At 50.1% G+C, this 25,847-nt stretch carries 24 protein-coding genes; 14 read left to right on the top strand and 10 right to left on the bottom strand.

Going from position 1 to position 25,847, the window contains the following annotated elements:
* Window positions 1-638: 638 nt before the first annotated feature.
* Complete coding sequence (locus HNV11_RS06405) at window positions 639-1,286, top strand: porin family protein (protein WP_171738884.1); 648 nt, start codon at window positions 639-641, stop codon at window positions 1,284-1,286.
* 80 nt (window positions 1,287-1,366) lie between these two features.
* Here HNV11_RS06405 and HNV11_RS06400 read toward each other — a convergent pair whose 3' ends face one another.
* A complete protein-coding gene (locus HNV11_RS06400; protein ID WP_171738883.1) occupies window positions 1,367-2,833 on the bottom strand; it encodes a sigma-54-dependent transcriptional regulator in 1,467 nt (488 codons plus the stop codon).
* A gap of 98 nt (window positions 2,834-2,931) precedes the next feature.
* A complete protein-coding gene (locus HNV11_RS06395; RefSeq protein WP_171738882.1) occupies window positions 2,932-3,300 on the bottom strand; it encodes a response regulator in 369 nt (122 codons plus the stop codon).
* A gap of 480 nt (window positions 3,301-3,780) precedes the next feature.
* Here HNV11_RS06395 and HNV11_RS06390 point away from each other — a divergent pair, with 480 nt between their 5' ends.
* From HNV11_RS06390 to HNV11_RS06370, 5 genes are all read left to right on the top strand, one after another.
* Complete coding sequence (locus HNV11_RS06390) at window positions 3,781-3,942, top strand: lmo0937 family membrane protein (protein ID WP_171738881.1); 162 nt, start codon at window positions 3,781-3,783, stop codon at window positions 3,940-3,942.
* Between the two features lie 535 nt (window positions 3,943-4,477).
* Window positions 4,478-4,729, top strand: coding sequence for a YtxH domain-containing protein (locus HNV11_RS06385; protein ID WP_171738880.1), 252 nt, complete (start codon window positions 4,478-4,480; stop codon window positions 4,727-4,729).
* A gap of 32 nt (window positions 4,730-4,761) precedes the next feature.
* Window positions 4,762-5,136, top strand: coding sequence for a YtxH domain-containing protein (locus HNV11_RS06380; protein ID WP_171738879.1), 375 nt, complete (start codon window positions 4,762-4,764; stop codon window positions 5,134-5,136).
* 169 nt (window positions 5,137-5,305) lie between these two features.
* The gene (locus tag HNV11_RS06375) at window positions 5,306-6,652 is read left to right on the top strand and encodes a TolC family protein (RefSeq protein ID WP_171738878.1); all 1,347 of its coding nucleotides are present in this window, start codon (window positions 5,306-5,308) and stop codon (window positions 6,650-6,652) included.
* A gap of 3 nt (window positions 6,653-6,655) precedes the next feature.
* On the top strand, window positions 6,656-7,885 hold the full coding sequence (locus tag HNV11_RS06370) for an efflux RND transporter periplasmic adaptor subunit (RefSeq protein ID WP_171738877.1): 1,230 nt from the start codon (window positions 6,656-6,658) through the stop codon (window positions 7,883-7,885).
* On the opposite strand, the gene HNV11_RS06365 is transcribed toward HNV11_RS06370, so the two are convergent.
* Window positions 7,882-9,162, bottom strand: coding sequence for a sensor histidine kinase (locus tag HNV11_RS06365; RefSeq protein WP_171738876.1), 1,281 nt, complete (start codon window positions 9,160-9,162; stop codon window positions 7,882-7,884). The genes HNV11_RS06370 and HNV11_RS06365 overlap by 4 nt on opposite strands.
* A gap of 15 nt (window positions 9,163-9,177) precedes the next feature.
* Window positions 9,178-10,389 (bottom strand): glycosyltransferase family 1 protein, encoded by a 1,212-nt coding sequence (locus tag HNV11_RS06360; protein WP_171738875.1) that lies wholly within the window; start codon window positions 10,387-10,389, stop codon window positions 9,178-9,180.
* A gap of 272 nt (window positions 10,390-10,661) precedes the next feature.
* Between HNV11_RS06360 and HNV11_RS06355 the strand changes: the two genes are divergently transcribed.
* Genes HNV11_RS06355 through HNV11_RS06340 form a run of 4 tightly spaced genes read left to right on the top strand, consistent with a single transcriptional unit; the run spans window position 10,662 to window position 12,845 of the window.
* Window positions 10,662-10,991, top strand: coding sequence for an ArsR/SmtB family transcription factor (locus HNV11_RS06355; RefSeq protein WP_171738874.1), 330 nt, complete (start codon window positions 10,662-10,664; stop codon window positions 10,989-10,991).
* 57 nt (window positions 10,992-11,048) lie between these two features.
* On the top strand, window positions 11,049-11,960 hold the full coding sequence (locus tag HNV11_RS06350; protein ID WP_171738873.1) for an arsenite methyltransferase: 912 nt from the start codon (window positions 11,049-11,051) through the stop codon (window positions 11,958-11,960).
* A 10-nt stretch (window positions 11,961-11,970) separates the two neighbouring features.
* Window positions 11,971-12,429, top strand: coding sequence for an arsenic resistance N-acetyltransferase ArsN2 (gene arsN2 / locus HNV11_RS06345; protein WP_171738872.1), 459 nt, complete (start codon window positions 11,971-11,973; stop codon window positions 12,427-12,429).
* Window positions 12,426-12,845, top strand: coding sequence for an arsenate reductase ArsC (locus HNV11_RS06340; RefSeq protein WP_171738871.1), 420 nt, complete (start codon window positions 12,426-12,428; stop codon window positions 12,843-12,845). The genes arsN2 and HNV11_RS06340 overlap by 4 nt, the downstream gene beginning before the upstream one ends.
* 80 nt (window positions 12,846-12,925) lie before the next feature.
* Here HNV11_RS06340 and HNV11_RS06335 read toward each other — a convergent pair whose 3' ends face one another.
* Both HNV11_RS06335 and HNV11_RS06330 read right to left on the bottom strand, forming a co-directional pair.
* A complete protein-coding gene (locus HNV11_RS06335; protein ID WP_171738870.1) occupies window positions 12,926-13,210 on the bottom strand; it encodes a hypothetical protein in 285 nt (94 codons plus the stop codon).
* 358 nt (window positions 13,211-13,568) lie between these two features.
* Window positions 13,569-13,715: a hypothetical protein gene (locus tag HNV11_RS06330; protein ID WP_171738869.1), complete on the bottom strand. Its 147-nt coding sequence runs from the start codon at window positions 13,713-13,715 to the stop codon at window positions 13,569-13,571.
* Between the two features lie 442 nt (window positions 13,716-14,157).
* On the opposite strand from HNV11_RS06330, the gene HNV11_RS06325 reads away from it, so the two are divergent.
* A complete protein-coding gene (locus tag HNV11_RS06325; RefSeq protein ID WP_171738868.1) occupies window positions 14,158-14,640 on the top strand; it encodes a response regulator in 483 nt (160 codons plus the stop codon).
* Between the two features lie 21 nt (window positions 14,641-14,661).
* Here HNV11_RS06325 and HNV11_RS06320 read toward each other — a convergent pair whose 3' ends face one another.
* Window positions 14,662-15,513 (bottom strand): response regulator transcription factor, encoded by an 852-nt coding sequence (locus HNV11_RS06320; protein WP_171738867.1) that lies wholly within the window; start codon window positions 15,511-15,513, stop codon window positions 14,662-14,664.
* Window positions 15,514-15,686: 173 nt separating this feature from the next.
* On the opposite strand from HNV11_RS06320, the gene HNV11_RS06315 reads away from it, so the two are divergent.
* Window positions 15,687-18,785 carry an efflux RND transporter permease subunit gene (locus HNV11_RS06315; RefSeq protein WP_171738866.1) on the top strand — a complete coding sequence of 1,033 codons (3,099 nt, stop codon included), beginning with the start codon at window positions 15,687-15,689 and terminating at the stop codon, window positions 18,783-18,785.
* Window positions 18,786-19,106: 321 nt separating this feature from the next.
* Here HNV11_RS06315 and HNV11_RS06310 read toward each other — a convergent pair whose 3' ends face one another.
* From HNV11_RS06310 to HNV11_RS06300, 3 genes are all read right to left on the bottom strand, one after another.
* Complete coding sequence (locus HNV11_RS06310; protein ID WP_171738865.1) at window positions 19,107-20,321, bottom strand: S8 family peptidase; 1,215 nt, start codon at window positions 20,319-20,321, stop codon at window positions 19,107-19,109.
* A gap of 97 nt (window positions 20,322-20,418) precedes the next feature.
* Complete coding sequence (locus HNV11_RS06305) at window positions 20,419-22,077, bottom strand: hypothetical protein (RefSeq protein WP_240163801.1); 1,659 nt, start codon at window positions 22,075-22,077, stop codon at window positions 20,419-20,421.
* Window positions 22,074-23,285 (bottom strand): hypothetical protein, encoded by a 1,212-nt coding sequence (locus HNV11_RS06300; protein WP_171738864.1) that lies wholly within the window; start codon window positions 23,283-23,285, stop codon window positions 22,074-22,076. The genes HNV11_RS06305 and HNV11_RS06300 overlap by 4 nt, the downstream gene beginning before the upstream one ends.
* A gap of 335 nt (window positions 23,286-23,620) precedes the next feature.
* On the opposite strand from HNV11_RS06300, the gene HNV11_RS06295 reads away from it, so the two are divergent.
* Both HNV11_RS06295 and HNV11_RS06290 read left to right on the top strand, forming a co-directional pair.
* Window positions 23,621-24,298: a response regulator gene (locus tag HNV11_RS06295; protein WP_171738863.1), complete on the top strand. Its 678-nt coding sequence runs from the start codon at window positions 23,621-23,623 to the stop codon at window positions 24,296-24,298.
* Window positions 24,299-24,369: 71 nt separating this feature from the next.
* Window positions 24,370-25,803, top strand: coding sequence for a sensor histidine kinase (locus tag HNV11_RS06290; RefSeq protein ID WP_171738862.1), 1,434 nt, complete (start codon window positions 24,370-24,372; stop codon window positions 25,801-25,803).
* The last annotated feature ends 44 nt before the right edge of the window (window positions 25,804-25,847 follow it).

The raw sequence follows: 25,847 nt of genomic DNA, 5'->3' as shown, positions 1-25,847 counted from the left end.
TGTTATTCTTTGCCTCCAGTTGCAAATCACAAAACTCAATTACAGAGCTGTTTTTAGCAATTGTCACGATAAAATTAAACAATTAAGCCCGAAACTACACTGCCTGTAAGGTCATTACAACAACAATTGTTGGTTTATTACAGAAGTTGTTTAAATGCATACTTGAAAGTCCGATAAGTTGTATATCTATCTAATAAATAGGTCATTTTTACTGGCGGTATGCTTCTCGTATAAGCAGAACTTCATACCGGATTAAATCAACTGAAAAGAAATTCGGTCTGACAAAACAATGACAGATGTGTATTGATGCCCGTTGATTGTCTGAAAGCGAGCCGTTACAACTAAACTTTGTTTTGTTCAGTGCATCACCTACGCTCCGACTAGCCAGAAAGGTAGTACCTAAGAAAAGTTAAAATTACCCTGAATGATATTCCTCAATATGTGGAAATCAATCCGCAATTTTTGACTACTTACATAATGATTGACTGGGTAAATAAATCAATTGAGTTACTCGAAAAACGCTGGTACACAGTCGGCAGCGCCTGTTTCTATTATATCGCCAGTGTTCTGGCACGAATTTGTTACAGTAAGTCCAGCAAACAGAGATATTTTCCGGGTTTAATCCAACATTCAACGCTATGAAACAACCAATGAAAACCTTAATTGCGGCAGCTCTGTTAACGGCTGGTGCATTCGTTGCAACCTCTACAGATACTCTTGCGCAGGGTCGTGTACGGGCCGGTCTGAAAGGTGGTTTGAGTGCCAGTTCCTTATTTTATGATACACAGGGCGCCAGCAATAAAAACGAGCGAATCGGCTTCCACGCTGGTGTATTTGCTCAGGCTCCACTAGGTGAATTTTTCGCCATTCAGCCGGAGTTGCTTTACATTACCAAAGGGGCTGCTGCTGATTATAACGTTTTGGGCTTTATCAATGGCCGCAATACATTCAAGCTTAATTACGCAGAGTTGCCTGTTTTAGCGACGTTCAAATTAGGGGAAACGGTTGAATTACAGGCCGGTCCCTACGTCTCTTATTTGCTGAATTCAAACGTGAATTCAAACGGCGACTTTGGCACCGGTTCCAGTGCAATCAATCGTGACAACTTCAACAAAGTTGACTACGGTCTGGCGGGTGGTCTGAACATTTATTTTGGCAAGGCCTTTATCGGCGCACGCTATGAGCAGGGGCTGCAACGTATTGCCGACAGTGGTCCTGCCCGCACGTTACTCGGAAACGCCAAGAACAGTACCGGACTGGTATCCGTAGGTTTCAGCTTCAATTAATCGGAGATAATGCAAATCGGGTGTACATATATCCAGAGGATACCGTACACCCGATTCGTATTTTGTTGCATTACTGCAGCTTACAGATGAATGTCGTATGCTTTCAGTTTGTTGTATAGCGTCTTGCGGTCAATATTAAGCACTTCAGCCGCCTTCGTTTTGTTGTAGCCGGTCTTTTCGAGCACCTTCAGGATGGCGGCCCGTTCGGCATTCTCCGACACTGATTTCAGATTGGCTGCCGACTGGCTAAGGACGGGAATACCGGGTCGGGCCGGGTCGTAACTTACCTGAACTGAGCCGCTAGCATCATCTGCACTCAGGTACTGGGGCGAAATAATTTCGTGTGGTAATACGTCGGCTTCAATGTATTCGCCTTGAGTAAGCAGCACGGCCCGTTTCACCACATTTTGCAGTTCCCGCAGATTACCGTGCCAGAAATACTCTTTTAGTTTTTCTTTGGCTTCGTCTTCAAAGCCAATGATATCTTTTTCTAACTGCCGGTTAGCCAGTTCGAGGAAGTGTTCAGCAAAGATCATTATATCGGCTTTCCGCTCGCGCAGGGGCGACAGATGAATCTCAAACTCATCGATCCGGTGGTAAATGTCTTCCCGGAACCGGCCCTGGCGCACCGATTCGCGCAGGTCTTCATTTGTAGCAACAATAATGCGGACATCAACCGGAATATCCTGATTGGAACCGATCCGGCGAATCTTACGCTCCTGAAGTACCCGCAACAGCTTAATCTGATTGTCGTAGCTCAGGTTGCCAATCTCATCCAGAAACAGAGTGCCGCCGTTAGCGAACTCAAAGCTGCCGGCCTTATCAGCCATTGCGCCGGTAAAAGCTCCTTTGACGTGACCGAACAGTTCGCTGCCTGCCAGTTCTTTACTCAGGGCGCCACAGTCAATAGCGACAAACGGCTTATCGGCCCGCTTGCTTCTAACGTGGATAGCATTGGCCACAAACTCCTTACCCGTTCCGGTTTCGCCGGTAATAATGACCGACATATCCGTTGGGGCTATCAGATCAATATGTTTCTGGAGTTGTTCAGCTACCCGGCTCTTACCAAATATAAACCGTTTGCCATCGGGCGCCAGAATGGTTTTACTGGATGACGATTTAGCTCCGGTAGTTTTGGCAGGAGCAGCCGCGCCCGTGGATTCTACCACCTGGTGCAGGGACTGACTCCGGCGCTCCAGGGCACCCTTGATGGTGTAGAGAATCTCGTCTGGGTAAAGCGGTTTGGTTACGTAATCGTAGGCACCGTGCTTAACCGTCTGCACGGCCACCCGAACATCTGAATAACCGGTAATGATAATAACAGCCGTAGATGGGTTAAGTACCTTAATCCGGCGCAGCATTTCCAGTCCATCAATATCGGGCAGTTTGAAATCGCAGATAACCAATTCGAATGATTCTTTCCGAATCAGCGCAAGACCATCTTCTCCCCGTTGTACAGACGCAGTTTTATACCCCTGCTTGCTGAGAAATCGTTCAAGAAGCAGGCAAATGTCATTATTATCGTCAACGATTAAAATCTTTTCCATGAAGCAGATGCAGCCGGTTTGAGTAACCTAAGCCAGACAAATGACGTACGTTTAAAGAAGTAAGGTCAAACTGGCCGCGTAAACAAAGTTACTCAAACCTAAATGGTTTGCAAAGCCTGCTCCACCGAACGACGGGTAAATGGTTTCCCTATAAAGAAGTCTGCTCCCTGTTCGGTGGCCCGACGCCGTTCTGCCTGCCCATCAAATGCGCTGATCATAATAACTTTAGCTTCAGCCTGGTCCTGCTTGATGTAAGGCAGAAGGTCAAAGCCCAATCCATCGGGCAAATTCAGGTCCAGAAAGACAGCATCAAAATGCTGCGTATTCAGACATTGCCGTCCTTCCTCAATAAAGTGCGCGCAGGTTGGCTGGTAACCTAACCGCCGAAGCAATCCTGATAATAACAGACAAATATCTGTTTCATCATCTACAATTAATACTCGCTTGACAGTTGGTGCTGTATTCATTACGGCCGGTCTGAATTGCTGCTCCGCGTTAATGCCTGTTATCGTCCCTACCACGGTCGGAAGTATTTCTACTTGTTTAACTTTATAGCGTATTACTATAAAATATAATGCCGAATCTGCACGTAAACTGCTGAAATGAGCCTTTTTGTAGAGTAAAAGCCAAACAACGAATCAGTTAAGTCGTTAAACTGTATATACATTCTTTGTACTTCCTTTCCGGTTTGAGGAGAGCCAGTAGCTTGAACGCGTCTTTTTTCCACGTTTATTCACCAACCTGTGGAAAAAACTCTACACTTTATAATTTATAAAGTCTGTGGATTTTATTAGTTCTTAAAAACAAGGTTACTGATTTAAACCTCATTTCCAAGCGTATACCGGCCACAAAGGTTCTTTTTAGAGGAGTTACCAACCTTTGGCACAACTTTTTCTACTTAGAAAGACAGATGCGAGATAAGTTATTCTGATTTACTCACAAACGTTATGGGAAACCTGCTGTATACAATTGCTGTGATCCTAATTATCATTTGGCTTTTAGGCTTCCTTGGCTTCAACAGCTTTGGACTGGGCAGCCTTATCCACGTGCTGCTGGTAATTGCGATTATAGCGATTGTTCTGCGTCTGATTCAGGGACGCGGGGTGTAGGCGGGTGACCAGATTTACGAATAACGCAGCCGACACCCCGGAGCTTTCCGGATACCCGGCTCACCACATATACGACATTCCTAACAAAGTGGTACGTTTAGGTTTAGGTGGTTTCATTTTAGGTTAAGTACAAGTTACGGTGGGTACGGAATCCCTGCGCCAAGTTGAGCGCAGGGATTTTTTCATTATATCCCCCTTTAATTCCGAATCATAGCTCTAGGTTCTTAGGCCGTTTGTTCAGCAAACAACCTGGTGGTGCAATGGTATAACCTAACAGCGTTAATCTGGCAGTTGAAACAGTCAAAAAACTGCTGTTAGTCTACTGTAAAAGCCAGTTGTTTTCATGTATCCAAATAGTTAGTTGAGGAATTGTTGGTCTGCGTTGGGGAAATTAATCCTCATAAATGGTTTTTATGAGATTATCTATCACTAATGCTAACTTACTGGAAAATAACAAGTTAACTAAAATTAAGCATTCTGGTACAGTATTTTCTATAAGCAAGCCGTAATCAATCACGCACTAAATCAAGAACTCATGAAGTCGTTATCTGGAATTTTAGTGGGTTTGGCAGTAGGCGCGGTCATCGGCGTTCTGCTTGCTCCTGAAAGTGGAAAGAAAACCCGCAAGCGGATTTCCTCTGAATCGGATTCGTTCTTTAAAGACCTGCAGGATCAATTACAGGCTGGTCTGGAAAGCATTAAGACACAATACAATGATTTTGTGGATACGACTGCCAGCAAAGCACAGGATGCAGCGAATCAGGCAAAGCGTAAAGCAAACTATTAATTGATCACCAATCACCTAAAACGAACAAAACAATGAGAAGTACAAGAGATTTTCTGACGGGTATTATTACAGGGGTTGTTATCGGAATTCTGACGGCTCCTCGTAGTGGTAAAGAAACACGTGATAAACTCGTTGAAGAAGCGAATAAGCGTTCAGACGATTTAAAAGATCAGTGGGAAAAAGGGGTAGCTCAGGTTAAAACCGGCTACGAGCAGGCGAAAACTCAGGTGAACGAATACGCTGATAAAGCTAAAGACCAGTTCAATCAGTATAAAGGACAGGCACAGGAAGCCCTGCAGAAAGACAAAGACAACACAAAGTCGCAGTATAATGATAAAGTAGACGAACTGGCGAACAATGCTGAAAGCGGCATTGAAAATTCGAAAGATTCGTTCAAAGTTAACTAAGACAAAAAGTACCTGATTTACTCAACGGATATGAAAGCAAGCCCCACCGCAACCCGGTGGGGCTTGCGCATTTAAGGCAGTTTAACAGCCTTTTAATTCGCGTTTAAGGGGGGTTTAATCAACGGGGTAGAGTTTTGTAGCCGAACCGGGCAGAATATCCACCTGTAGTATGCATCACCTACTGCGCTCATCGTTTTTCTCAACCTTGCTAAGCTGGCTTTTTGTCATTGGCCTAGTCGCGGCTTCAGCTACCAGCTCCTCGGCGCAGATGCCCGTATCAAATCAGGCCTTGCCGATTTCGGCCGTTAGCGATACACTGCGGATTACGTTACCCCAGGCCGATGAACTGTTTAAAAATCGCAACCTGACATTGCTGGCGGCTCAGTCTGGTATCCGCGAGAATCAGGCCTACGAACTGCAGGCGCAGTTACGTATTAACCCGACACTCTACATCGAGACGATGCCTTACAATGCCCAGACGCACGAAACACTGCCGTTCAAGCAAACCAACTCCGAACAAGTCGTTCAGGTGCAGCAACTGATCCGGCTGGCGGGTAAGCGTAATAAACAGTTAGCTATTGCCAGAACAGGCACGGAACTGGCGACCGATCGCTTTTATGACCTGATCCGTACGTTAACCTATCAGCTCCACACTACTTTTTACAATCTGTTTTACGACCGACAGTCGCTGGGGATTTACAATGAGGAGATAACTACGCTTCAGCAGACTGTTAACCTGTATCAGCAACAGTTTGATAAAGGTAATGTTCCGTTAAAGGACCTGAGTCGGCTGAAAGCCTACCTCTTCAACCTTACGACCGAGCGCCAGCAGATTCTCCACCGAATCACCGATGATCAGGGCGATTTGACCGTGCTGCTCAACGCCAGTCCCACCGTAACCATTCAGCCATTGCTGCCTTCCGGGGCTCCTGACCAGTTTGTAGTGAGCAGCCTGGCTTTATCTAATCTATATCAATTGGCCGAACAGCACCGGTTTGACCTGAAAACGTACCGCGACGTGGTCAAGCAGGAGCAACAGAACGTGACGCTGCAAAAAGCCCTTGCGGTACCCGATTTGACCGTACAGGGAACATACGACCGAAATGCCGGGTACATCCCGAATTACATTGGTGTTGGCATTGGGATTTCATTACCCGTACTGAATAAAAACCAGGGCAACATTCAGGCTGCCACCATTCGTACGCAAAGCAGCCAGCAGGCGCTAAGCGCCTACACCCTTCAGGTGGATAGCGATGTGCAGCGAGCATACGTCAAAGCTCAGCAGACAGAACAACTTTACCGGGCCTTCGACCAGCGATTCAATAATGATTTCGGACGGCTGATTCAGGGCGTAACAATGAACTATAAAAAACAAAATATTGACGTCGTGGAATTTCTGGACTTTTTCGACTCGTATAAAAACAGCCAGATCCAGTTCGCTCAGTTACAAAACGACCGCATGCAAAGCCTAGAAGAAATTGTCTTTGCCGTAGGCACAAATCCGTTTCGCATTTAAGCCATGAAAAAATACTCGTTTATTCCACCCTGTTCACGCCCGTTACGTCTCCGCGACCAGTTTGGTGTTAATACCGACAAGTCTGTTGGGTCGGCATCGGCTTTTGCTTTTCTGATTCGTTCCAACGCAAGTGTCATTGCCAGAAAACGGCGACAGGCTATTGCTGCCCTTGCGGGACTGCTGTTTCTGGGTGGTCTGACCAGCTGCAGTTCATCGGAGAGCACCAATGCAGGCACTACAACTGTCCGGCAGGAAACCAACCTGCTGGCTACGGCTACTCTGGACACGGCTCATCTCGAAAACGCTCAGAATGAACTGGATTTAACGGGTAAGATAACTTTTAACCAGGATCAGGTCATAAAGGTGTTCCCGTTGGTGGGCGGCCACATCGACGCCATCAAAGCAGATCTGGGCGACTTTGTGAAGAAAGGGCAAACGCTGGCTATTATTCGTTCCGGCGATCTGGCCGATCTGGAACAGCAGTCCATTACAGCCCGGGGCCAGCTGTCGATTGCCCAGAAAAATCTGCAGGTAACTCAGGACATGGCGAACGCAGGATTGAATTCGCAGCGGGATCTGGTGGCCAGTAAAGAGCAGTTGCAGGCAGCCCAGGGCGAGGTCCGGCGCGTGAACGAACGACGTCAGATTCTGGGTGGCAGCGGATCAGCGTATGTCGTAAAGGCACCGATGAGCGGTTTTATTGTCGAGAAGACGGCCTCGCCCGGTATGGAACTTCGGCCCGATGATCCAGAGAGTCTGTTTACCATCTCTAACCTTGCCCGGGTGTGGGTGCTGGCAAACGTCTATGAATCTGATCTGGCTAATGTTCACGAGGGTGATCCGGCGGATATTACGACTCTCTCCTACCCCAATACGATTTTTCACGGGCGGATTGACAAAATCTTTAATGTCCTTGACCCCGACAGCAAAACGCTGAAAGTCCGCGTAACACTCGACAATGCAGATTATCGGCTCAAACCCGAGATGTTTGCCAACGTAAGCGTTACGTATGCCGGCCACGACCAGCGGGTAGCCATTCCGGCGCGGGCGGTGGTCTTTGACAAGAACCGTAATTTTGTGGTGGCTATTAACCAGAATAAGCAGCCCGTCGTGCGCGAAGTGAATATTTATAAAACAGTTGGGCAGAAGACTTACCTGTCGGACGGTCTGACTGCCGGCGACCGGGTTGTTACGAATAACCAGTTGCTGATTTATAACGCACTGGGAAATTAAGCACCGTTTGCCTTCGCAGGCTTCATCAGGAACCGAACCCGGATCATGGTTCCCTGGCCGGTCCGGGTTTCGACATCGATATTCGCATCGAGTAATTCGCAGAGCCGCTTTACGATGTGCAAACCAATTCCTTCGCCCTTTCCACTACCGGCAGCGTTTTTGGGGTTGTCGGTAGCAGTATTGGTCAATGATCCTGTAGACTGCTGACTTTCGAATACAGATGTCGCTTCCTGAGTGGGTTTGAGGGTTTCAGATAAAACCTGAAGCGTCTGGTGGGGCAAACCGGGGCCGGAATCCTGAACGCTTACCTGCCAGCGATAATCATTTTCGGTTGACCAGGATATCGACACAATACCCTCCTGGGTATAATTGAGGGCATTAACCAGCAGGTTCTGAACTATTCGACGGATTTTGACCGGATCGCTCTCGACAACAAGTTGCTCCGGTCCATCAATCAACAGTTTCAGCCCCTGCTCGTCGGCCAGGGGCTGCATACTCTGAGCCAGTTCACGCAGCAATTCGGAAGCGTCAAAACGAGTAATTTCAGGCGGGTCTTGCCCGGCGTCAAGGCGGGCAAGATTCATCAGCTTTTCGAGCATTGCCTGAAGATTGCCCAGATTCCGGTTCAGGATATCCAGCAACCGACTACGTTCCTCGGGGGTCTGCTGCTCGAGGTCAAGCATAAAGGCCGCCCCCTGAACTATACCGAAACTGCTGCGTAGGTCATGACTGGAAGTCCGCAGCATATCGGTTCGCTGCCGGGCCAACTCGCTCATGGAGGCAAGAGCCGTCTGGAGCGTATCAACCCGTTCGCGAGCTGATATGCGGGCTAATTCATCGTAGCTGACTATGCTTCCCTCAATAACTTCCTGATGCAGGCGGGATATTTCCTGATATGCCTTTGTTAATACTACCGGCTCTACAGTAGGGTATATTCCGGCATACGTCTGAAGTTCGGAGGCCAGCCCGCGGAACAGGTGACCAACCTCCCGAAGCAACTCCTGCAGTTTATACCCTTTATGCCAGCGGTGCAGCCCGTGTTCACTGGCGAGCTGCACGGGATCCATTTCAACCTGCTCCCTGCGCAACCGATTCCCCAGTACGTTCAGGATAGTCGGCATTTTGTCGTTGAATTCCTCCCGCGACAGCCCAGCAGCCGTGTTAAGCATAGGGTCCTGATCACAGGCCAGGCGCCACGTGTTCATCATGGCTTCACGACGGGCAAACAGGTAAGCTGCCAGATCGGGCAACACCGGTATCGATGAATCGGTAGGCATAGAAATCAATTTCCTTTATTGGTCGGTAACGACCGCCAGCCGGGACTGCATGATTCGCTGCATGGCCGACCAGGTGTGATCCCAGGTATTCCCGAGCAGGTAAGTATCCACAGCTGTCCAGGCATCCAGCCGACGACTCCGCAACGCTTTTTCAATTGCCTGTTCAAACGTAAAAGCGGAATCGGTGATGAATACCTGAGCCCATTCCCCATACGTCCGGACCACGTCGCGGATTGGCGTTGAAACGACCGGTAGTCCGGCTGCCAGATATTCGGGTGTTTTGGTTGGACTAATATAACGGGTGGCTTCATTGATGGCAAATGGCATCATTGCCACATCCCAATGACTGAAGTAACCAGGCAGATCATCGTAGGCTTTCATCCCCAGGTAATGGATATTCGCTTTCCGGGGCAGTGTATTCGGGTCTATCTTGACCACGGGCCCCAACAGCACAAACTGCCAGTCTGGCCGGCGGTCGGCCAGTTCGTTCAGCAGGGTAAGGTTCAGCCGTTCGTCAATCACTCCGCTGAAACCAATCCGGGGGGATGGTATTCCACTCAGATCGGCCGGTTCAGCCATGGACTGACGAGCCTGACAGAAATGCTTATGATCAATACTGCTTGGAAACGCAAATACGCTCTCATGCCGGCTTTGCTTAGCTTCGTATAAACTGAATCCGCCCGTAAATACCAGATCCGCTCGTTTGAGCAGGATCTCTTCCTGTCTCAACAAACTGGGTGGAGCACCCTGAAATGCCGACAACTCATCCATGCAGTCATAAACCGTCAGCCGTGGGGTCAGATGCTCGCTGAAGGCCAGAGCCATTGGCGTATAATACCAGGCGATAAACTCATGAATATTCTGCTGAGCCAGAAACTGATCAACCATAGTCCGCTGGTGATAAATAGCCTCGTCGGGGCGGGTACCATGGGGCAGATGCGGTACAACTACGGTCAGTCGATCGTTAACCGCGCAACAATCCATTCGCGTTTCACTACCATAGATGGGTTCTTCAATAAACCAGATCTGCCAGTGCTGACTAGCCCGGCTTAACAGGTGTTGCGGACGCTGATAAACGAAATTCCAGCGTAGATGCGAGAAGCAAACCAGATGCTCTACTGGTTTATTGACAGGCACTGAAATAACCTGCTTTTTTTGGGGGGTAGCCCTGAGGGTTGGTTCGGATTGGCTGAATGAATCGCTGTAGGTTGAATTGAGTAGGTTCATAAGTCATTTCACGGCCGGGATTTATCCGAGCAGGTGTTGGCCCTTAGTCACCCAGCCGGCTCGCCTGTGACGAACGGTTTTCCAGACGTAGTAGCCAGAGAACTGAGTAATTCCTGAGGAGTTCGGAGCGGCTTTCACAAGTGAGGCAACGGTCAGCGACGAACACCTTATACGCACCGCTCAACCCTTGCTGAATCAGCCTTAACATTCCAATGCGATAAAAAAAATCAATCGCAATATTGCGATTGATTTTTTTACTATACCTTTGCGGCATGGGAATCACTAAAGCAGAAGTATTTACGGCTAGTCAGAACCGGATCGCCGAACTGGCCAAAGCGTTTGCGCATCCGGCGCGGGTGGCTATTCTGCAGTTGCTGGCGCAGAAAAAAGCCTGCGTGTGCGGTGATCTGGTTGACGAGCTGCCATTAGCGCAGGCAACCGTTTCGCAGCACCTGAAAGAACTAAAACGGATTGGTATCATTAAAGGCGACATTGATCCACCCCGCGTTTGTTACTGCATCAATGAGGTCGTCTGGGAAGAAGCCCGGCAGATATTCGGGCAGGTACTGGACTCAGGTTTCGCCGGACAATGCTGTTCGTAAGAGGAATCTCTTTTTTTCTTTTTATCAATCGTAATATTACAATAAACCTATACACATATGCAAGCATCTGAAACGCTCAAAACGGTTGTCAGGGAAACCTATACAGCCGTTGCTAACCAATCCCGTCAACAGAATGCCAGTTCCTGCTGTGGATCTGGCCCCTCGTGCTGTTCACCCGTAGATGATGCGGCTATTATGGCCGATGATTACAGTCAGATTGACGGCTACGTGGCCGAAGCCGATTTAGGCTTAGGCTGTGGGTTGCCAACCCAATTTGCCCGTATTCAGCCGGGCGATACGGTAATTGACCTCGGTTCAGGAGCTGGGAATGATTGTTTTGTGGCCCGTCACGAGACAGGCCCTGCCGGTAAGGTAATTGGCATTGACTTTACCGACGCCATGATAGACCGGGCGCGCCGGAATGCCGATCAGCTTGGTTTCAAAAACGTTGAGTTTCGCTTTGGCGACATCGAGCAGATGCCTGTGGCCGACGCCAGCGCCAACGTTGTCGTGTCTAACTGCGTTCTGAATCTGGTGCCCAACAAACGGGCTATGTTCAGGGAAATTTTTCGGGTTCTAAAGCCGGGCGGACATTTCAGCATATCCGATATAGTTCTGCAGGGCCAGTTGCCCGGCAACCTGCGGGATGCCGCCGAGTTATACGCCGGTTGTGTATCGGGAGCAATTCAGAAAGCAGATTATCTGGCGCTTATTCAGGAAACGGGCTTTACTAACCTGACTATCCAGAAAGACAAGCCTGTTTTTCTGCCAGACGATATTCTCAGGGCATATCTTACCCCTGATGAAATTGCGGCTTACCGGCAATCGGGCACCGGCATTGTCAGCGTTACGGTTTACGCTGAAAAACCGGGGTCGGACGTTTCCTCCAGCCCCAAAACGCGTGTTCAGCTATCGGATTTAACCAGTAACGCTAATAAGGCCTGCCAACCCGGCAGCGGCTGCTGTTAATGCATCGCTCATGACAACTATATCAACCAATCTTCAAACCCGGACCGCTACCGCCCATGATCGCCTGAGCCTTATCAGCCTGCTGGAAGCAGTCGGTCTGCCAACCGAGGATCTGCCCAATAACCTATCGGGTTTTCAACTGGTCTTTGCAGGAGATCGGCTCGTTGGGTCGGCGGGTGTCGAATCGTACGCCGATGCGGGGCTGCTCCGCTCGGTAGCAGTTGACCCGGCCTACCGTAACCGTCAGATTGGTCAGCGGCTAATCGACGCGATTCGGCAGCAGGCACAACAGACGGGCCTTTCGACCCTCTACCTAATCACAACCACGGCCGATACATATTTCGGACGACTAGGCTTTACGCCCGTTGAACGAATCAACGTACCCGAACCAATTGCCCAAACGCAACAGTTCAGCAGCCTGTGCCCGTCTTCGGCAGTTGTCATGAAACAGCTTCTTAAGGTAGTATGAAACAGATTTTAGTACTCTGCACGGGTAACTCGACCCGTTCGCAGATGGCACACGGTTATCTGCACCACTTCGCGGGCAATCGTGCTCATATTCTGAGTGCGGGCGTAGAAACCCATGGTCTGAATCCGAAGGCCGTTCAGGTGATGGCTGAGGATGGAATCGACATCAGCCATCATACGTCCAACTTAGTTGACGAATACGCCCATCTGCCCATTGATTACGTAATTACCGTCTGCGATAATGCGCGTGAACACTGTCCAGTCTGGATTGGTCAGGCCCACGTGACTCACCAAAACTTTACGGACCCTTCGCGGGCTGTGGGTTCGGCCGAAGAAGTGATGGATACCTACCGGGCGGTTCGTGACCAGATCAAACAGTTCTGCCGGGAGTTTATTCAGCAGCACGTACCTCTATAACGGGGCGGGCTGACTTTATTCTGTAAAGTCAGCCCGCCCGTATGTTCATTACCTCAAAAAAGACCTTGCTGGAAAATTGTTCAGGCCACGTCGGCGTTAGGCTCCGGCCGATTGAAATCCAGCGTATTATGACCGCCTGCTTCGCTGGACTGAGTTTTGACTTTCGCGTAAGGTCTGTCAATGTTCAACGCCACGAATCCATCTTCCGTCAGATACGGCTGAGCATCCCGCAGCCGTATCTTCTTTTTGCGTTTTCGTTTTGTCTCCACCGGCATGTAAGGTGATGGTTTCGTGAAATACGTTAAAAGCCCGGATGCAACCAGCAAGCCAAGCAGGGCGAGGATTAATTTCAGTTGTTCGTCCATATTCCGTATGATGTTAACGTTGCCTGACTCAGCCTGCCCGGCTGAGTGGCTCAAACCGTTTAGGAAGCGCAGCAACAAAGAGGATTATACTTAACTAAACCTTTAGGAGCTGTTTGTGCTCTGGAATCAGCTATAAACCGTAACTATATCGATCTCTACACTTTAACTATATAGTTAAAGTTACAAAAATTTACTCAGTGTTATGAGTTGACAGCTAAGATTTATATAACGGAACTCAACTGTTGAAAAATGGCTCACTATGGCATTAGTCGCATAGAGTTTCTGAATCGGAAACAGACATCCCCTCACTTACAAACGTGAATACTGCAGCGGGGCAGGGTGAACGTTCATCAGCCAGTCACCAAACCTGGAAAAGCTGGGCCACGGCGGTATGCGTAAAGTGCATCTCATCCCGAATAGCTTCCCACAGGATAAAGAAGCGTAGGAGTTTAGCTACACGTTCATTAACACGAACATAGATAAAGAGGAGTCCGTGGGCGAGCATCGTCGCTAGACACAGGGCCCCTCTATTGACGGACTGTCGGCCTTCAGGGAAGCAGCCGTTCAGCTCTTCGGCAATGAGCTTCGGTCAGGTCCACCCCTTCCGGCGGGTCATGCGCAGGTAAAGCAGATGAAAAAAAGCCGGCGAAAAAAATAAACTGTCACAACAAAAAACCCGGACTAATCCGGGTTTTTTGTTGCAGGAAATTCAGGCTATTGCCGACATTGCCAATACCGATAAACAGTCTCAGGGCTAAACGCTGCTTAAGCAGACAACTCAAATAAACCATCCATCAAATTGAATAAAGTCAACCTGATAATCAGCGCATTAGCATTATCACTTTGTTAATAAACGTTTACTCGTACCGGACGTTAATCTTCGTTTATTCGGCAAATAGCTGTGGTAAATAACTTATCTTTGTAATTCAATACTTTACACCTTCCTCATGAATAATCGCCATAACCGCTCCGTCAGCAAGCAAAATTTTCAACATGCCAGTTTGCTGGTCGTTGAAGATAGTGACGACCACTGGCATTTGATAAGCATGGCGCTTATGCAGGCTTTACCCGAGGTGAAAACAGTTCGGGCCGCAACGGCTGATGAAGCCTCGACGTACCTGCACAACTGCCTGCTGGACGGGAACGAGCTTCCGAAGCTGATTCTGATGGATTTGTACATACCAGACCGGGAGGATGCCTGGCATCTCTTGCAGGAAATCAAACAGCCAGATTCGTCATTTAAACAAGTGCCGGTCGTTATCCTGAGCTACTCAGACGACCTTGAGGACATAACTGAGTCGTATTTTTACGGCAGCACCTCCTACGTCACTAAACCTATTAACATACAGGGCTGGCAGGAGTATTTTCAGATGTTACGCACCTACTGGTGGGAAACTGTAACGCTACCCAGCGACCGTTTTATGATGTAAGCCGGTGCAGTGCAGCACCCTTCAGGCACGCAGCGAACGCGCGATGGGCAGAGCGGCAAAGTTCAGCCAGTACTGGCAGATCCGTTCAACGGCGTTCTTAAACTCTTCGTGGCTACCCGTCTGCGAAATAACCGAGTTGGCTCCCGTTGCGTAGCATACCTCTACGTCGTTGCCCGATTGATTGCTGATAAATACTACCGTCGGGATCGCCCGCAGCCGCTTGTCTCGCTTCAGCTCTTCCAGCGCATTCAGACCATTCCAGCCCACGGTCCGTATGTCTAACAGCACCAGAGCGGGCGGTTCACGCAGGGCGATGTGGTCAATCAGGGAAGACCCGTTGGCGAAAAAGCGAACGGTGCATTGCGGCCATTTTTCTTGCAGTATCTGCTGCAGCAACAGGCTCTTTACGTCGTCTTTGATTACAGCATAGACCTGGCGGCTGGGTGGAGTGATCAACTGACTCGGCACGCCGGTTTCCTGCTCGACCCGGCCGCGTAAGGATTCGCCTACCCCCCGCTGATTATTCGCCAGTTGCGTAAATTCAGAATTTTCCAGCCGGGTGAGCCGATCCAAAGCATCCGTTACGTCGGGCCACCGCCGGCGGCTTACCGGTAGCACCACGCCGTTCTGCAGGGTTACCGAACCCGGCGTTTTGGCCCGGGGTGGACTCTGTATCTGCTGGATATAGTGCGGATTAACCATAGCCACTTTATGAACCCGGACGAAATCGGGCAGATACTCTTCGAAGTATGATAACGGTTTTGACAGCAGCACCGTAGCTCCATCCCGGAAATGCACCCAGGTATAATTACTGGCCCCGGTCAAATGAGTAATCTGGCTGGGTCGGCTGATAACCTCGTTGATATGCTTCATACACTGTAAAATCAATTTATAACCCTTTTGTTTGTCAGCTAATCTCCCGGCAAACGGGCTTATTTCAAAGCTGGCTAATCAATTTAACTTTCTTTTAACCGCGCTTTAAACCTGATTTAAACCTCCGCCCTCACTTTTATAGCCGACAACAGCACATGCCTTGTCGTTTGCTCATGAATAAGTTTATTAAGGGTATCCTTACGTTCTCGCTGAAGAATACATTTTTTATCTTTTTTCTAACTGCGCTGGCGGTTGTCGCCGGGATTATCAGTTACCAGAATACACCCATTGAAGCGTTTCCGGATGTTACAAATACTCAGATCACGCTTATTACGCAGTGGCCCGGCCGGTCGGCGGAAGAGATTGAAAAGTTCGTAACGATTCCCATTGAAATTGGGCTGAACTCGGTTCAGAAGCGAACTGATATCCGCTCAACCTCACTTTTCGGGCTGTCGGTCGTAAAGGTTCTGTTTGAAGACGGGGTCGACGATGCCTTCGCCCGCCAGCAGGTCAACAATCTGCTGGGGAACGTAGACCTGCCCGAAAACGTAAAACCGGATGTGCAGCCGCCCTACGGGCCAACGGGCGAGATTTTTCGGTATACGCTCCAGTCGCCGACGCGCAACGCCCGCGAACTGAAAACCCTGCAGGATTGGGTCATCGAGCGCCAGTTGAAAAGTGTGCCGGGCGTAGCCGACGTGGTTAGCTTTGGCGGTGAGGTGAAAACCTACGCAATATCAGTTGACCCGCGCCGACTGATGGACTACTCTATCACGCCCCTGCAATTGTATCGGGCGGTCGCTAACGCGAACGTCAACGTAGGGGGCGATGTAATCGAGAAAAACTCGGAGGCTTACGTTGTGCGCGGTATCGGCCTGCTCCGTAATCAGCAGGACATTCAGAATATCATCATCAAAAACGTGAACGGCACGCCAATTATGGTGCGCAACGTGGCGCAGGTCTCTGAATCGGCTCTGCCCCGCCTTGGACAGGCGGGTCGCGACAAACGCGACGACGTTGTGGAGTGTATTGTGGTGATGCGGAAAGGCGAAAACCCCAGCGAGGTCATTGAGCGGGTAAAAGACAAGATCAATGAGTTGAATACAAGCATCCTGCCCAGCGACGTACAGATCAATACGTTCTATAATCGCGAAACCCTCATTCATTTCGCCACGCATACCGTAACGCACAATCTGATCGAAGGCATTGTGTTCGTGACGGTCATTGTCTTTTTGTTCATGGCCGACTGGCGGACTACCGTTACGGTATCTATTGTTATTCCCCTGGCGTTGCTGTTTGCTTTTATCTGTCTGCGCCTGAAAGGCATGTCGGCCAATCTGCTGTCCATGGGGGCAATCGATTTTGGAATCATCGTTGATGGCGCCGTAGTGATGGTGGAGGGTATCTTCGTGACGCTCGATGAGCTGGCTCATGAGCAGGGCATGAGCCGGTTTAATAAGCTGGCCAAGCTGGGAATTCTGCGTAAGACCGGCACCGAAATGGGAAAGGCCATATTCTTCTCCAAACTCATCATCATCACCTGCCTGATCCCCATCTTTTCGTTCCAGAAGGTGGAAGGCAAAATGTTTTCACCGCTGGCCTGGACCCTTGGGTTTGCCCTGCTGGGCGCGCTCATCTTTACATTGACGCTGGTGCCGGTCCTGGCCAGCATTCTGTTAAAGAAGAATGTTCGCGAAAAGCATAATCCGTTCGTTAACCTGGTAACGAAGCAGGCCACGCGCGCCTTTGGCTATACGTTCGCGCACAAGAAAATGAGTTTGCTCGTTACGGCCGCCCTGGTCGTGATTGGCGTGTCGGGCTTTAAGTTGTTGGGTACGGAGTTCCTGCCCGAATTGAATGAAGGCTCGATTTACGTCCGGGCCACTATGCCAATGAGCATTTCGCTGCCCGAGTCGGTAAAGCAGACGATACAGATGCGCCACATTTTCGATGAATTTCCCGAGGTCAAGGGCGTTATATCCCAGACCGGCCGACCGAACGACGGCACCGATCCTACGGGATTTTACAACATCGAGTTCCTGGTAGACATCTATCCGCAGGATCAGTGGAAAAGCGGCCTGACCAAAGAGCAGCTGGTTGACCGGATGCAGCAGAAACTAAGCGTTTTTCCAGGGGTTAATTTTGGCTTTTCGCAGCCCATCATGGACAACGTTGAAGAGGCCGTATCGGGCGTCAAAGGATCTATTGCCGTAAAGATTTACGGGCCAGACCAGAGCATCCTGGAAGGCAAGGCGGGCGAGATTCAGAAACAGCTGGCTACGGTTCAGGGGATTGAAGACCTGGGGGTTATCCGCACGACCGGCCAGCCCGAAATGCGGGTAGAACTCGACGAACGCAAATTAGCCCTGTATGGTGTGGACAAGGCCGATGCCGAAGCCGTAATTGAGATGGCCATCGGCGGCAAAGCGGCTACACAGATCTATGAAGGCGAGCGCAAATTCGACCTGCGTATTCGGTATGACCAACCCTTCCGCTCCAACGAAGAGCAGATTAGCCAGTTGATGGTGCCTACTCAGAACGGCTCGATGATTCCGATCAAAGAAATTGCCAGCGTGTACACCCAGACGGGACCGGTTCTGATTTTTCGCGAAGCCGGCCAGCGTTACGGGGCCGTGAAGTTCTCGGTTCGTGGGCGCGACATGGGCAGCGCCGTTGCCGAAGCGCAGCAAAAAGTAGCCGGTCACGTGCACTTACCGTCGGGCTACAGCCTTAAGTGGGCTGGGGATTTTGAAAACCAGCAGCGGGCTACCCTCCGGCTGGAGCAGGTCGTCCCGGTCAGCCTGCTGGGCATTTTCTTTATCCTGTTTATTCTGTTCGGCAACGTAAAAGACGCAGGTCTGGTCCTGTTCAATGTTCCGTTTGCGATTATCGGGGGCATTGCAGCCTTGCTCATTGCGCACGTCAACTTCAGCATTTCGGCCGGGATAGGCTTTATTGCTCTTTTTGGCATTTGTATTCAGAACGGGGTGATTCTGATTTCGGTCTTTAAAAAGAACCTGCATAACAAGCTGACGCTGAACGAATCTATCCGCGAAGGGGTTATATCCCGTATAAGGCCAGTGGTAATGACGGCCATGATGGCCGGGATCGGCCTGATTCCGGCAGCGATTTCCCACGGCATTGGTTCCGAAACAGCTAAACCCTTAGCTATTGTCGTTATCGGGGGGCTCATTACCGCGACCCTGCTTACGTTGTTTATTTTTCCGCTGATTTTCTATGCTTTTTACCGGCATAAGTTTAGCGAACTATAGAGGGCTCTCCCGAAAATTTTACGACGTTAGATAATTTTAACCTGAAGATTTGCGTTATTCCAATGAGTATTGCCACTTTTGCGATAGTGGCAAACAGTAGCAAACCCCGTGCGGTTATGGTACTGTTAAAGATATTGCTTAGTTTAGCATAACAATCCTTTTACAAAGGGAAGGTTGAACATCAAGACTCGGCGGCCACCCGGTCGTCGGTCTTGAAATGGTGTGGATAGAAGCGGAAAGCCGCCCCGATTTTCGGAGCGGCTTTTTTGTTTTTAGTCCCATTTAACTAGACAGTTGCCAGATCATATAGTTAGTTCATCGTCAGGGAATTCGTGAAGCAATGGCATCGGGCACACCATCACGGTCGGCCTTTACGTAGCCTTTGGCGTATACAACCCCGCCGTTTGCCAGCAGAATGCCCGCCATATGAGCCGTTGCCATTGATGTCCCTTCCGTAAAGGTGGCATACCCCCCATTGTTAACCGTTGATTTAATCCGGACACCCGGTGTTGAAAAATCAATTGGTGGATTTCCCGCGCAGGATATTTTAGCAAACATGCCTTTATCGTCGTAGGCTGATAGCGTATATACGTTCGGAGCGTTGATCCGGCCCGGCGAGATGTTGTTTGCATCATAATTGCCGTTGTAGGCGTTGCCCGCGGAGATTGCTACGAAAAGATCTCCCCGCCGGGCCATGCTCAACACAGCCGCATCCATAGATTCCGTTACGTAAGCGCCAACGCTGAGGTTAACCACATCCCCTGATTTCGCATTGGCCGCTACGTAGTCAACACCGGCAATCACCAGAGCCGTGGTAATATCCTGAAACCGCCAGCCCACTTTCACGGGAACAACCGGTGCCCCAGCCGCTACGCCAACCACACCAATGCTGTTATTGCGGGCGGCAATAATACCCGCCATATGGCTGCCGTGACCGTGCTGATCATCCAGCGTTTTGGCACCTTGGCCCGACGTAACGAAGTTCTTTCCCCGTTTCACGTCAACGTTCAGGTCTTTATGATCCAGGTCAATTCCTGTGTCGACAATCCAGGCAGCGTTGGAACCGGAATAATCAACAAACCCACCTACGTATTTAATGCCCCAAGGTACTTCTTGGCCGGCCGTGGCCCGAGCGTTGCTCTCGTCCAGGCGTTGGGGTTCGTCTGGGTTAACATAACGCGACTGCTCAATATAAGCAATCTGCGGATTCTGGCGCAGTTGCTCTGCTTCAGCCTTCGTTAGCCGGGCCGAAAACCCTTTGATTGCCGTACCATACACCTGATCAATCTGATCCGATTTAATGCTAAGTGTAGTCAGCAGTTTACGCGTGTACTGCCGAACACTCTGCGTGCGACCGTCGTAGGTATTAATGAATTTAGCGCCCGCCAGCGGATCAGCTTTGTAGACGACAATGTATTCTCCCGGCACAAGACGCTCGTCAGGTTTCGTATTGACGGATTCAGCTCCTGGCCGACAACTTCCTAATATACAGGCGGACAATAGGGTAACCGCCATACCCATTGTGCGTGAACGCATGGTGAACATTTATTTAAAGGTTAAACAGTAAGCTACGGAAAGGGGCGGGATGCAGAAGCCACCCGCCCGGTGTTATTCAACTACGAACTCATTACTGCTATTGCCAGGCCGCGCGAACCTGCGTCTCAAAAGCACCCGTCAGGACCCGACCGTTTCGCTTGACCTGAACCCAGATCCGGTAGCGGCCCGCACTCGGAAATTGATAGGGAAAAGCCACCATGTTCAGGTGACGGTTGCCATCTTTTTCATGGACCATACCGGGCATGGTCGCGCCCAGCCGCTGATTGTATTCGTCACCAGTCAAATCGTTGAGCGACTTAAGAGCGCGGTCAATGCTGTCGCGAAAAAACTGAGCATTCGGATACTGATAGGTCCGGGCGGTATCCGCAATCCGACGAACCAGCGAAGTTTCGGCAGCCATTGAATACGTGCCAACCGGATGCAGATGCATGTAAACCTGCCCATCCTCACGCACTAGAGCCGCGTGGCCGCTCATGCCCAGATAGGGTTCCAGCGGAGCAGGGCGACCTTCCGCGTCCGCTACGGCAAACTGAAGCTGATACAGCTGATCCGTTTCCAGAACATCAGTGGGTTTATCCGTCCAGATCATGGTTGAGCCATCGCTCAGGCGCACATAGGCACCGGGCTTACCGCACGACGCCATACTGCCATCGAGCCGTAAGGGCTGCTTAGTAGTATTCGGGTCAACCAGCCAGCTGTCGTCACGGTCAGAGGCAATATAAGATTGGAGTTCCGAGCCCCGTAAAGTTACCGTATCGGTGAGCGTTTCGGCAAAACCGTTCTGGTAAACTACGTCGGTATAAAGTCGGTACTGACCGGGGGGTAGAGGAGGCAGCGCCGTCTGATAGTGTAGCGTATCGTGCCGAATCGGGTGCAGATGCGCGAACGCGTCTAACTGCGGAAACCGAACCAGAAACGTATGCATCAGTTTGCCGTGATCGGGCACGATAAAGCTGAGCGGTCGGTTGTTACGGGCCAGGCTGGCGGTATCTACCTCAATAAGTAATTGCGGCTTCACCCCAACCGTTTTTACGGTTGAGTTTACGTCCAGTTGCCGATACAGGTTTATAGATTGATACCGCTTTTCACGGCTCTCCCACCAGAACCGGCCGGCCGTTAGGATGCCCAGCAGCACCAAAGCCGTCAGAGCCATGCTCAGGCGTTGTCGAATCCGGTACGCAGCCGGTATGGCCTGACCCGGATTGAGTTTTGCCTGCGTTACGCTAACCCCAATAATTGTAATCAGCATTACCACCAGCAGTACCCCCAGCCCCGCAAGCAGAGCCCCTGTGCCGACAGGCATCGTACGCTGAGCCGTTGCTACCGACATTACCGGCACAATCAGCTTTGCTTTTCCATCAGGTCCGTTCAGAAAAATTTCGATACTGGCCGAGCCAATGTCCATCAACCAGATATCCCCCGACAAATTGTTTGGCTGACCGGCGGCAGCGATTAGCCTGTCGGGCGAGGGAGAAGCCTCATCACCGGCGTTGAAATAAACGGCCCGAGCCTCTACATTTCCGACCCGACCCCGCTCAACATAGACCGTAACCCGGGCCGTGCCCGGCACCACATCGGGTGGATTAATGCTGACAAGGACCTGATAATTACCCGCCTGTTTCTGCACAATCACGCCGGGGCTCCCAACGTGCGCCTGAGCCGACAGAATACTTATCAGCAATAAAAGGATACTGCCCGCATAGCGGCAAATTGCGGTAGGCTTTTGGTATCTCATCGCTTGATTTCCCTCATCCAGTTCCCAATCCAGAGACCGACGCGGGCCGAGCCGAAAGCCCCCAGCAGCGCAAGAGCCAATCCCAGTGCAAACCGCCCCGCCGACTCCTGATGCGCCGGGTCAAACTTATACCGGTATGGCCAGTCTGGCGGCAGGCTATATCGCCAGGAATACGACATAAAAAAATGATTGCGAGCCAAAGGAGACTCATGCAGAAAGGCCCCGAATGGCCATTGAACCAGCAGAAACACGGTCATGAAGATAACCGCTGCGATTCCCGCCAGCTGCCAGTCACTGAAACGTTGGCCGTACCGCTGGAACAACCGGTCGAGCACATAAGCCGGCCCAATTAGCAGCAATGGAAAGTGAAATGGCTGATAATGCGTGATGGGATTTAAAACAGGACCTAATTTTGGCGTTGCCGGTACATACTGCAATATCCAGCTCGGAATCAGCATCACCAGCAGATAGGCAATGGTGGTGGCAGTCATGGCATAATTCAGTCGCGCAGACCGCCCTATCGCCATCAGAAAACCCGGAAACAATAGCCCCGAAAGAATATAATACTGGGATCGGTGTGAGTTTATCTCGATCAGTTTCTCGTAAAATAGCGTGTAATACTGCACCAGCAGTATACCGGCGGACAGAATAAACAGCTGTTTAATCTGAAAGGAAGCTGATCCGCTCATCGGACGTTTGTCAGCAAGATCGGTCGCCCGGTTTTGCAACGCCAGTACACTCACCACACAACCAAACTGCAACATCAGAAATCCGACGGCCAGCAGGGCGTGTGGAGGAGAGATAATTTCCACGTCTAAACCATAGGCACTGTGCCACCAGTCGTCAAAGGGCGCTGACGTTAACATAGCCAGCGCGCCCCAGACGCAGAACATAGCCCCGAGAGACCCGTAAAAAACACCCCAGAACCGAATGGAAACGGCCCTGGCCGGATGGTGTTTATTGAACGTAATTGATAGAATCTGATAGCCTGACACCACGCCCGTAACGATCGCTCCTATATACATTAAAACATGGGGTGCCGAAAACAGACCGTCGCGCCCAATGCTGATATGCCACATGATATCCCAGAGAATACCCCAGCTGGTGCAAAGTGCGGCAAACACAATGCTGTAGATCGCAATCGGTACTGACCTGGTTTTGGCGGGGTAACGAGCAGCAGCTAACGTCGAGGGAATAAAATCAATCATTAATTTGTGAACAATTGATGTGCAGTACCAACACATCAAGGCGAAATGAATAATTACTCTGGCTGGATGATCCGAAGCAAGTCAGGAAAACTCAGGTTGTGATCAGGTAAAAACTTTAGACTATTCTTTCCTTGGTATGGTAAACATACTAGCCAAATGGCTATTTTAGCTATTTATTAATTAACTGGTAGTTAGCCCAAAACCCACTGCTAAGTATATATACGCAGGAAATTAATAGCTTAGCTATATTTCCCAATAGTGGCGTTTTGGTAACTATTAAGTAATAAATTTGCCTGCTATTTTTAAATCAGCTAATCGCTACGTATGTTGCCGGTATGAAGATTCTGGTAGTCGAGGACGAGCCAAAACTGGCGTCGTTCGTCAAAAAAGGATTAGAGGAGCAATCCTGCGAGGTAGACGTCGCCTACGATGGGCAGGTAGGGCGTAACATGGCGCTCAGCAATCCCTATGACGTTATTGTCATGGACGTAAATCTGCCGAAAATGAACGGATTTGACGTCGTTCAGTATCTACGCGACGAAAACGTCAGAACGCCGGTACTGATGCTGACAGCAATGGGATCGGTCGATGATAAACTAACGGGCTTTGAATCGGGTGCCGACGATTACCTGGTTAAGCCATTTGAATTTCGGGAACTGATGGCCCGGCTGCGGGCCCTGACCAAGCGCAGCAGCGAAGCCGGTATGCAGGCTAACGTTCTGAAGGTAGCCGACCTCGAACTCGATCTGAATGAAAAAGTAGCTCGTCGGGGTAATAAGCGGATTGAACTTACGGCCAAGGAATTTGGTCTGCTTGATTATCTCATGCGCAACCGGGGCCGCGTCGTCTCGCGGGTTGACATTGCCGAGAAAGTCTGGGATATCCACTTCGATACAGGCACCAACGTTATTGATGTGTACGTCAACTTTCTCCGTAAAAAAGTTGATAAGGATTTCCCGCATAAACTCATTCACACCGTTATTGGAATGGGGTATATGCTGAAAGATGAATAATAGAAACCAGGAAATTTTGAATCCGGCGATGACTCCTCTCGGCCTTTCTATTGGCTCAGCCCTTTTCCGTTATGAACATTCGCACCCGCCTGACGCTGCTTTTCGTGCTACTGGTAGCCTCGATTCTGCTGCTATTTTCAGTGTCGGTGTATTATCTCTACAACCAGTTTCGGGAACAGGAATTCTTTAAACGACTTCGTGAAAAGGCGACAACGACCGTCCGGCTTCGCGAAGACGTAGGCGAATTTCCACAGGGCGACTTACCGGCGATCACCGCCCAGCAGGTGACGGTTTATAATGAGCAGGGTAATGTGCTCTATACGCAGGGCAATCAACGAACACGATTTCCTATTTCGCCCGGCCTGCTCCGTAGTGTAAAGGAGGGCCAGCCGCAGTACGTTCGGATCGATAACCTGGAAGCTGCCGTCGTTCGCTATCTCAACGCCCGAAAAGAAGTATTGATTATTGTTGCGTCCGGCAATGATCAATACGGTTTTACCAAGCTTAACCACCTACGTCAGATTCTCTTTTTTGGCTGGCTGCTGTGCCTGGTCATCGTGGGTCTCGCCGGATACCTGTTCGCAACGGATGCGTTACGTCCTGTCAGTGAACTGATCGGTCAGGCGAATGCGATCTCAGCTACGAATATCCATGAACGGCTGCGGGTTGGGCGTCAGCGCGACGAAATTGCCGATCTGGCCCGAACGTTCAATGCCCTCCTCAGCCGACTTGAAGAAGCTTTTGTTGCCCAGAAAAGCTTTGTGTCCCATGCATCGCATGAGCTACGGACGCCCCTAACGGTGATGATGGGCCAGATTGAAGTAACCCTGCTCCAGGCCCGATCGCCAGACGAGTATGAAGCCACGCTGGAAAGCCTCCTGGATGAAGTTAAAAATATGATCCGGCTCGTCAATGGGCTCCTCGATCTGGCCCGGGCCAACTCCGATGCAACGACTCTGCATTACCAACCGGTACGGGTTGATGAACTACTCTGGCAGGCGCATGATCAGCTCCTGCTTAAAAAGCCGGAGTACCATATTGATATTGATTTTGACAACCTACCCAATCAGGAAGAAGATTTAGTGATCGTTGGTGATGAATCGCTCCTGCAGACTGCTTTGCAGAACCTGATGGAAAACGGCTGCAAGTATTCTTCCGATGAACGGGTATCGGTGCGTATTGCGTTTGAGCGCAGCCGTATCCATCTGACTATCAGTGATCAGGGTTATGGCATATCGGCCAATGACCTGTCACATATTTTCGACCCCTTCTATCGTTCTCAACATACAATGACCATTCACGGCCACGGGATTGGCCTGGCGCTGACCCACCGTATTATTGAACTGCATCAAGGGCAGATAGCGGTCGAATCAGCAGTAGGTGTAGGCACTACATTTCGAATTACCCTGCCTACCCAACGGCACAGGCCTTCACTTATATCCGCAGGACGTACTACCGAAGAAATTACCAATCCTGAAACCAGCATCAATACCAGCAAAAGCTAGCTTGCCCCTGGCTCTTTTGTTGAAATACGAGTTTAGCTACCGCT

The organism is Spirosoma taeanense, assembly GCF_013127955.1.
Taxonomy (GTDB): Bacteria; Bacteroidota; Bacteroidia; order Cytophagales; family Spirosomataceae; genus Spirosoma; species Spirosoma taeanense.
Note: the sequence above shows the minus strand (reverse complement) of the source record. Positions and strands in the feature narration are given on the sequence as shown.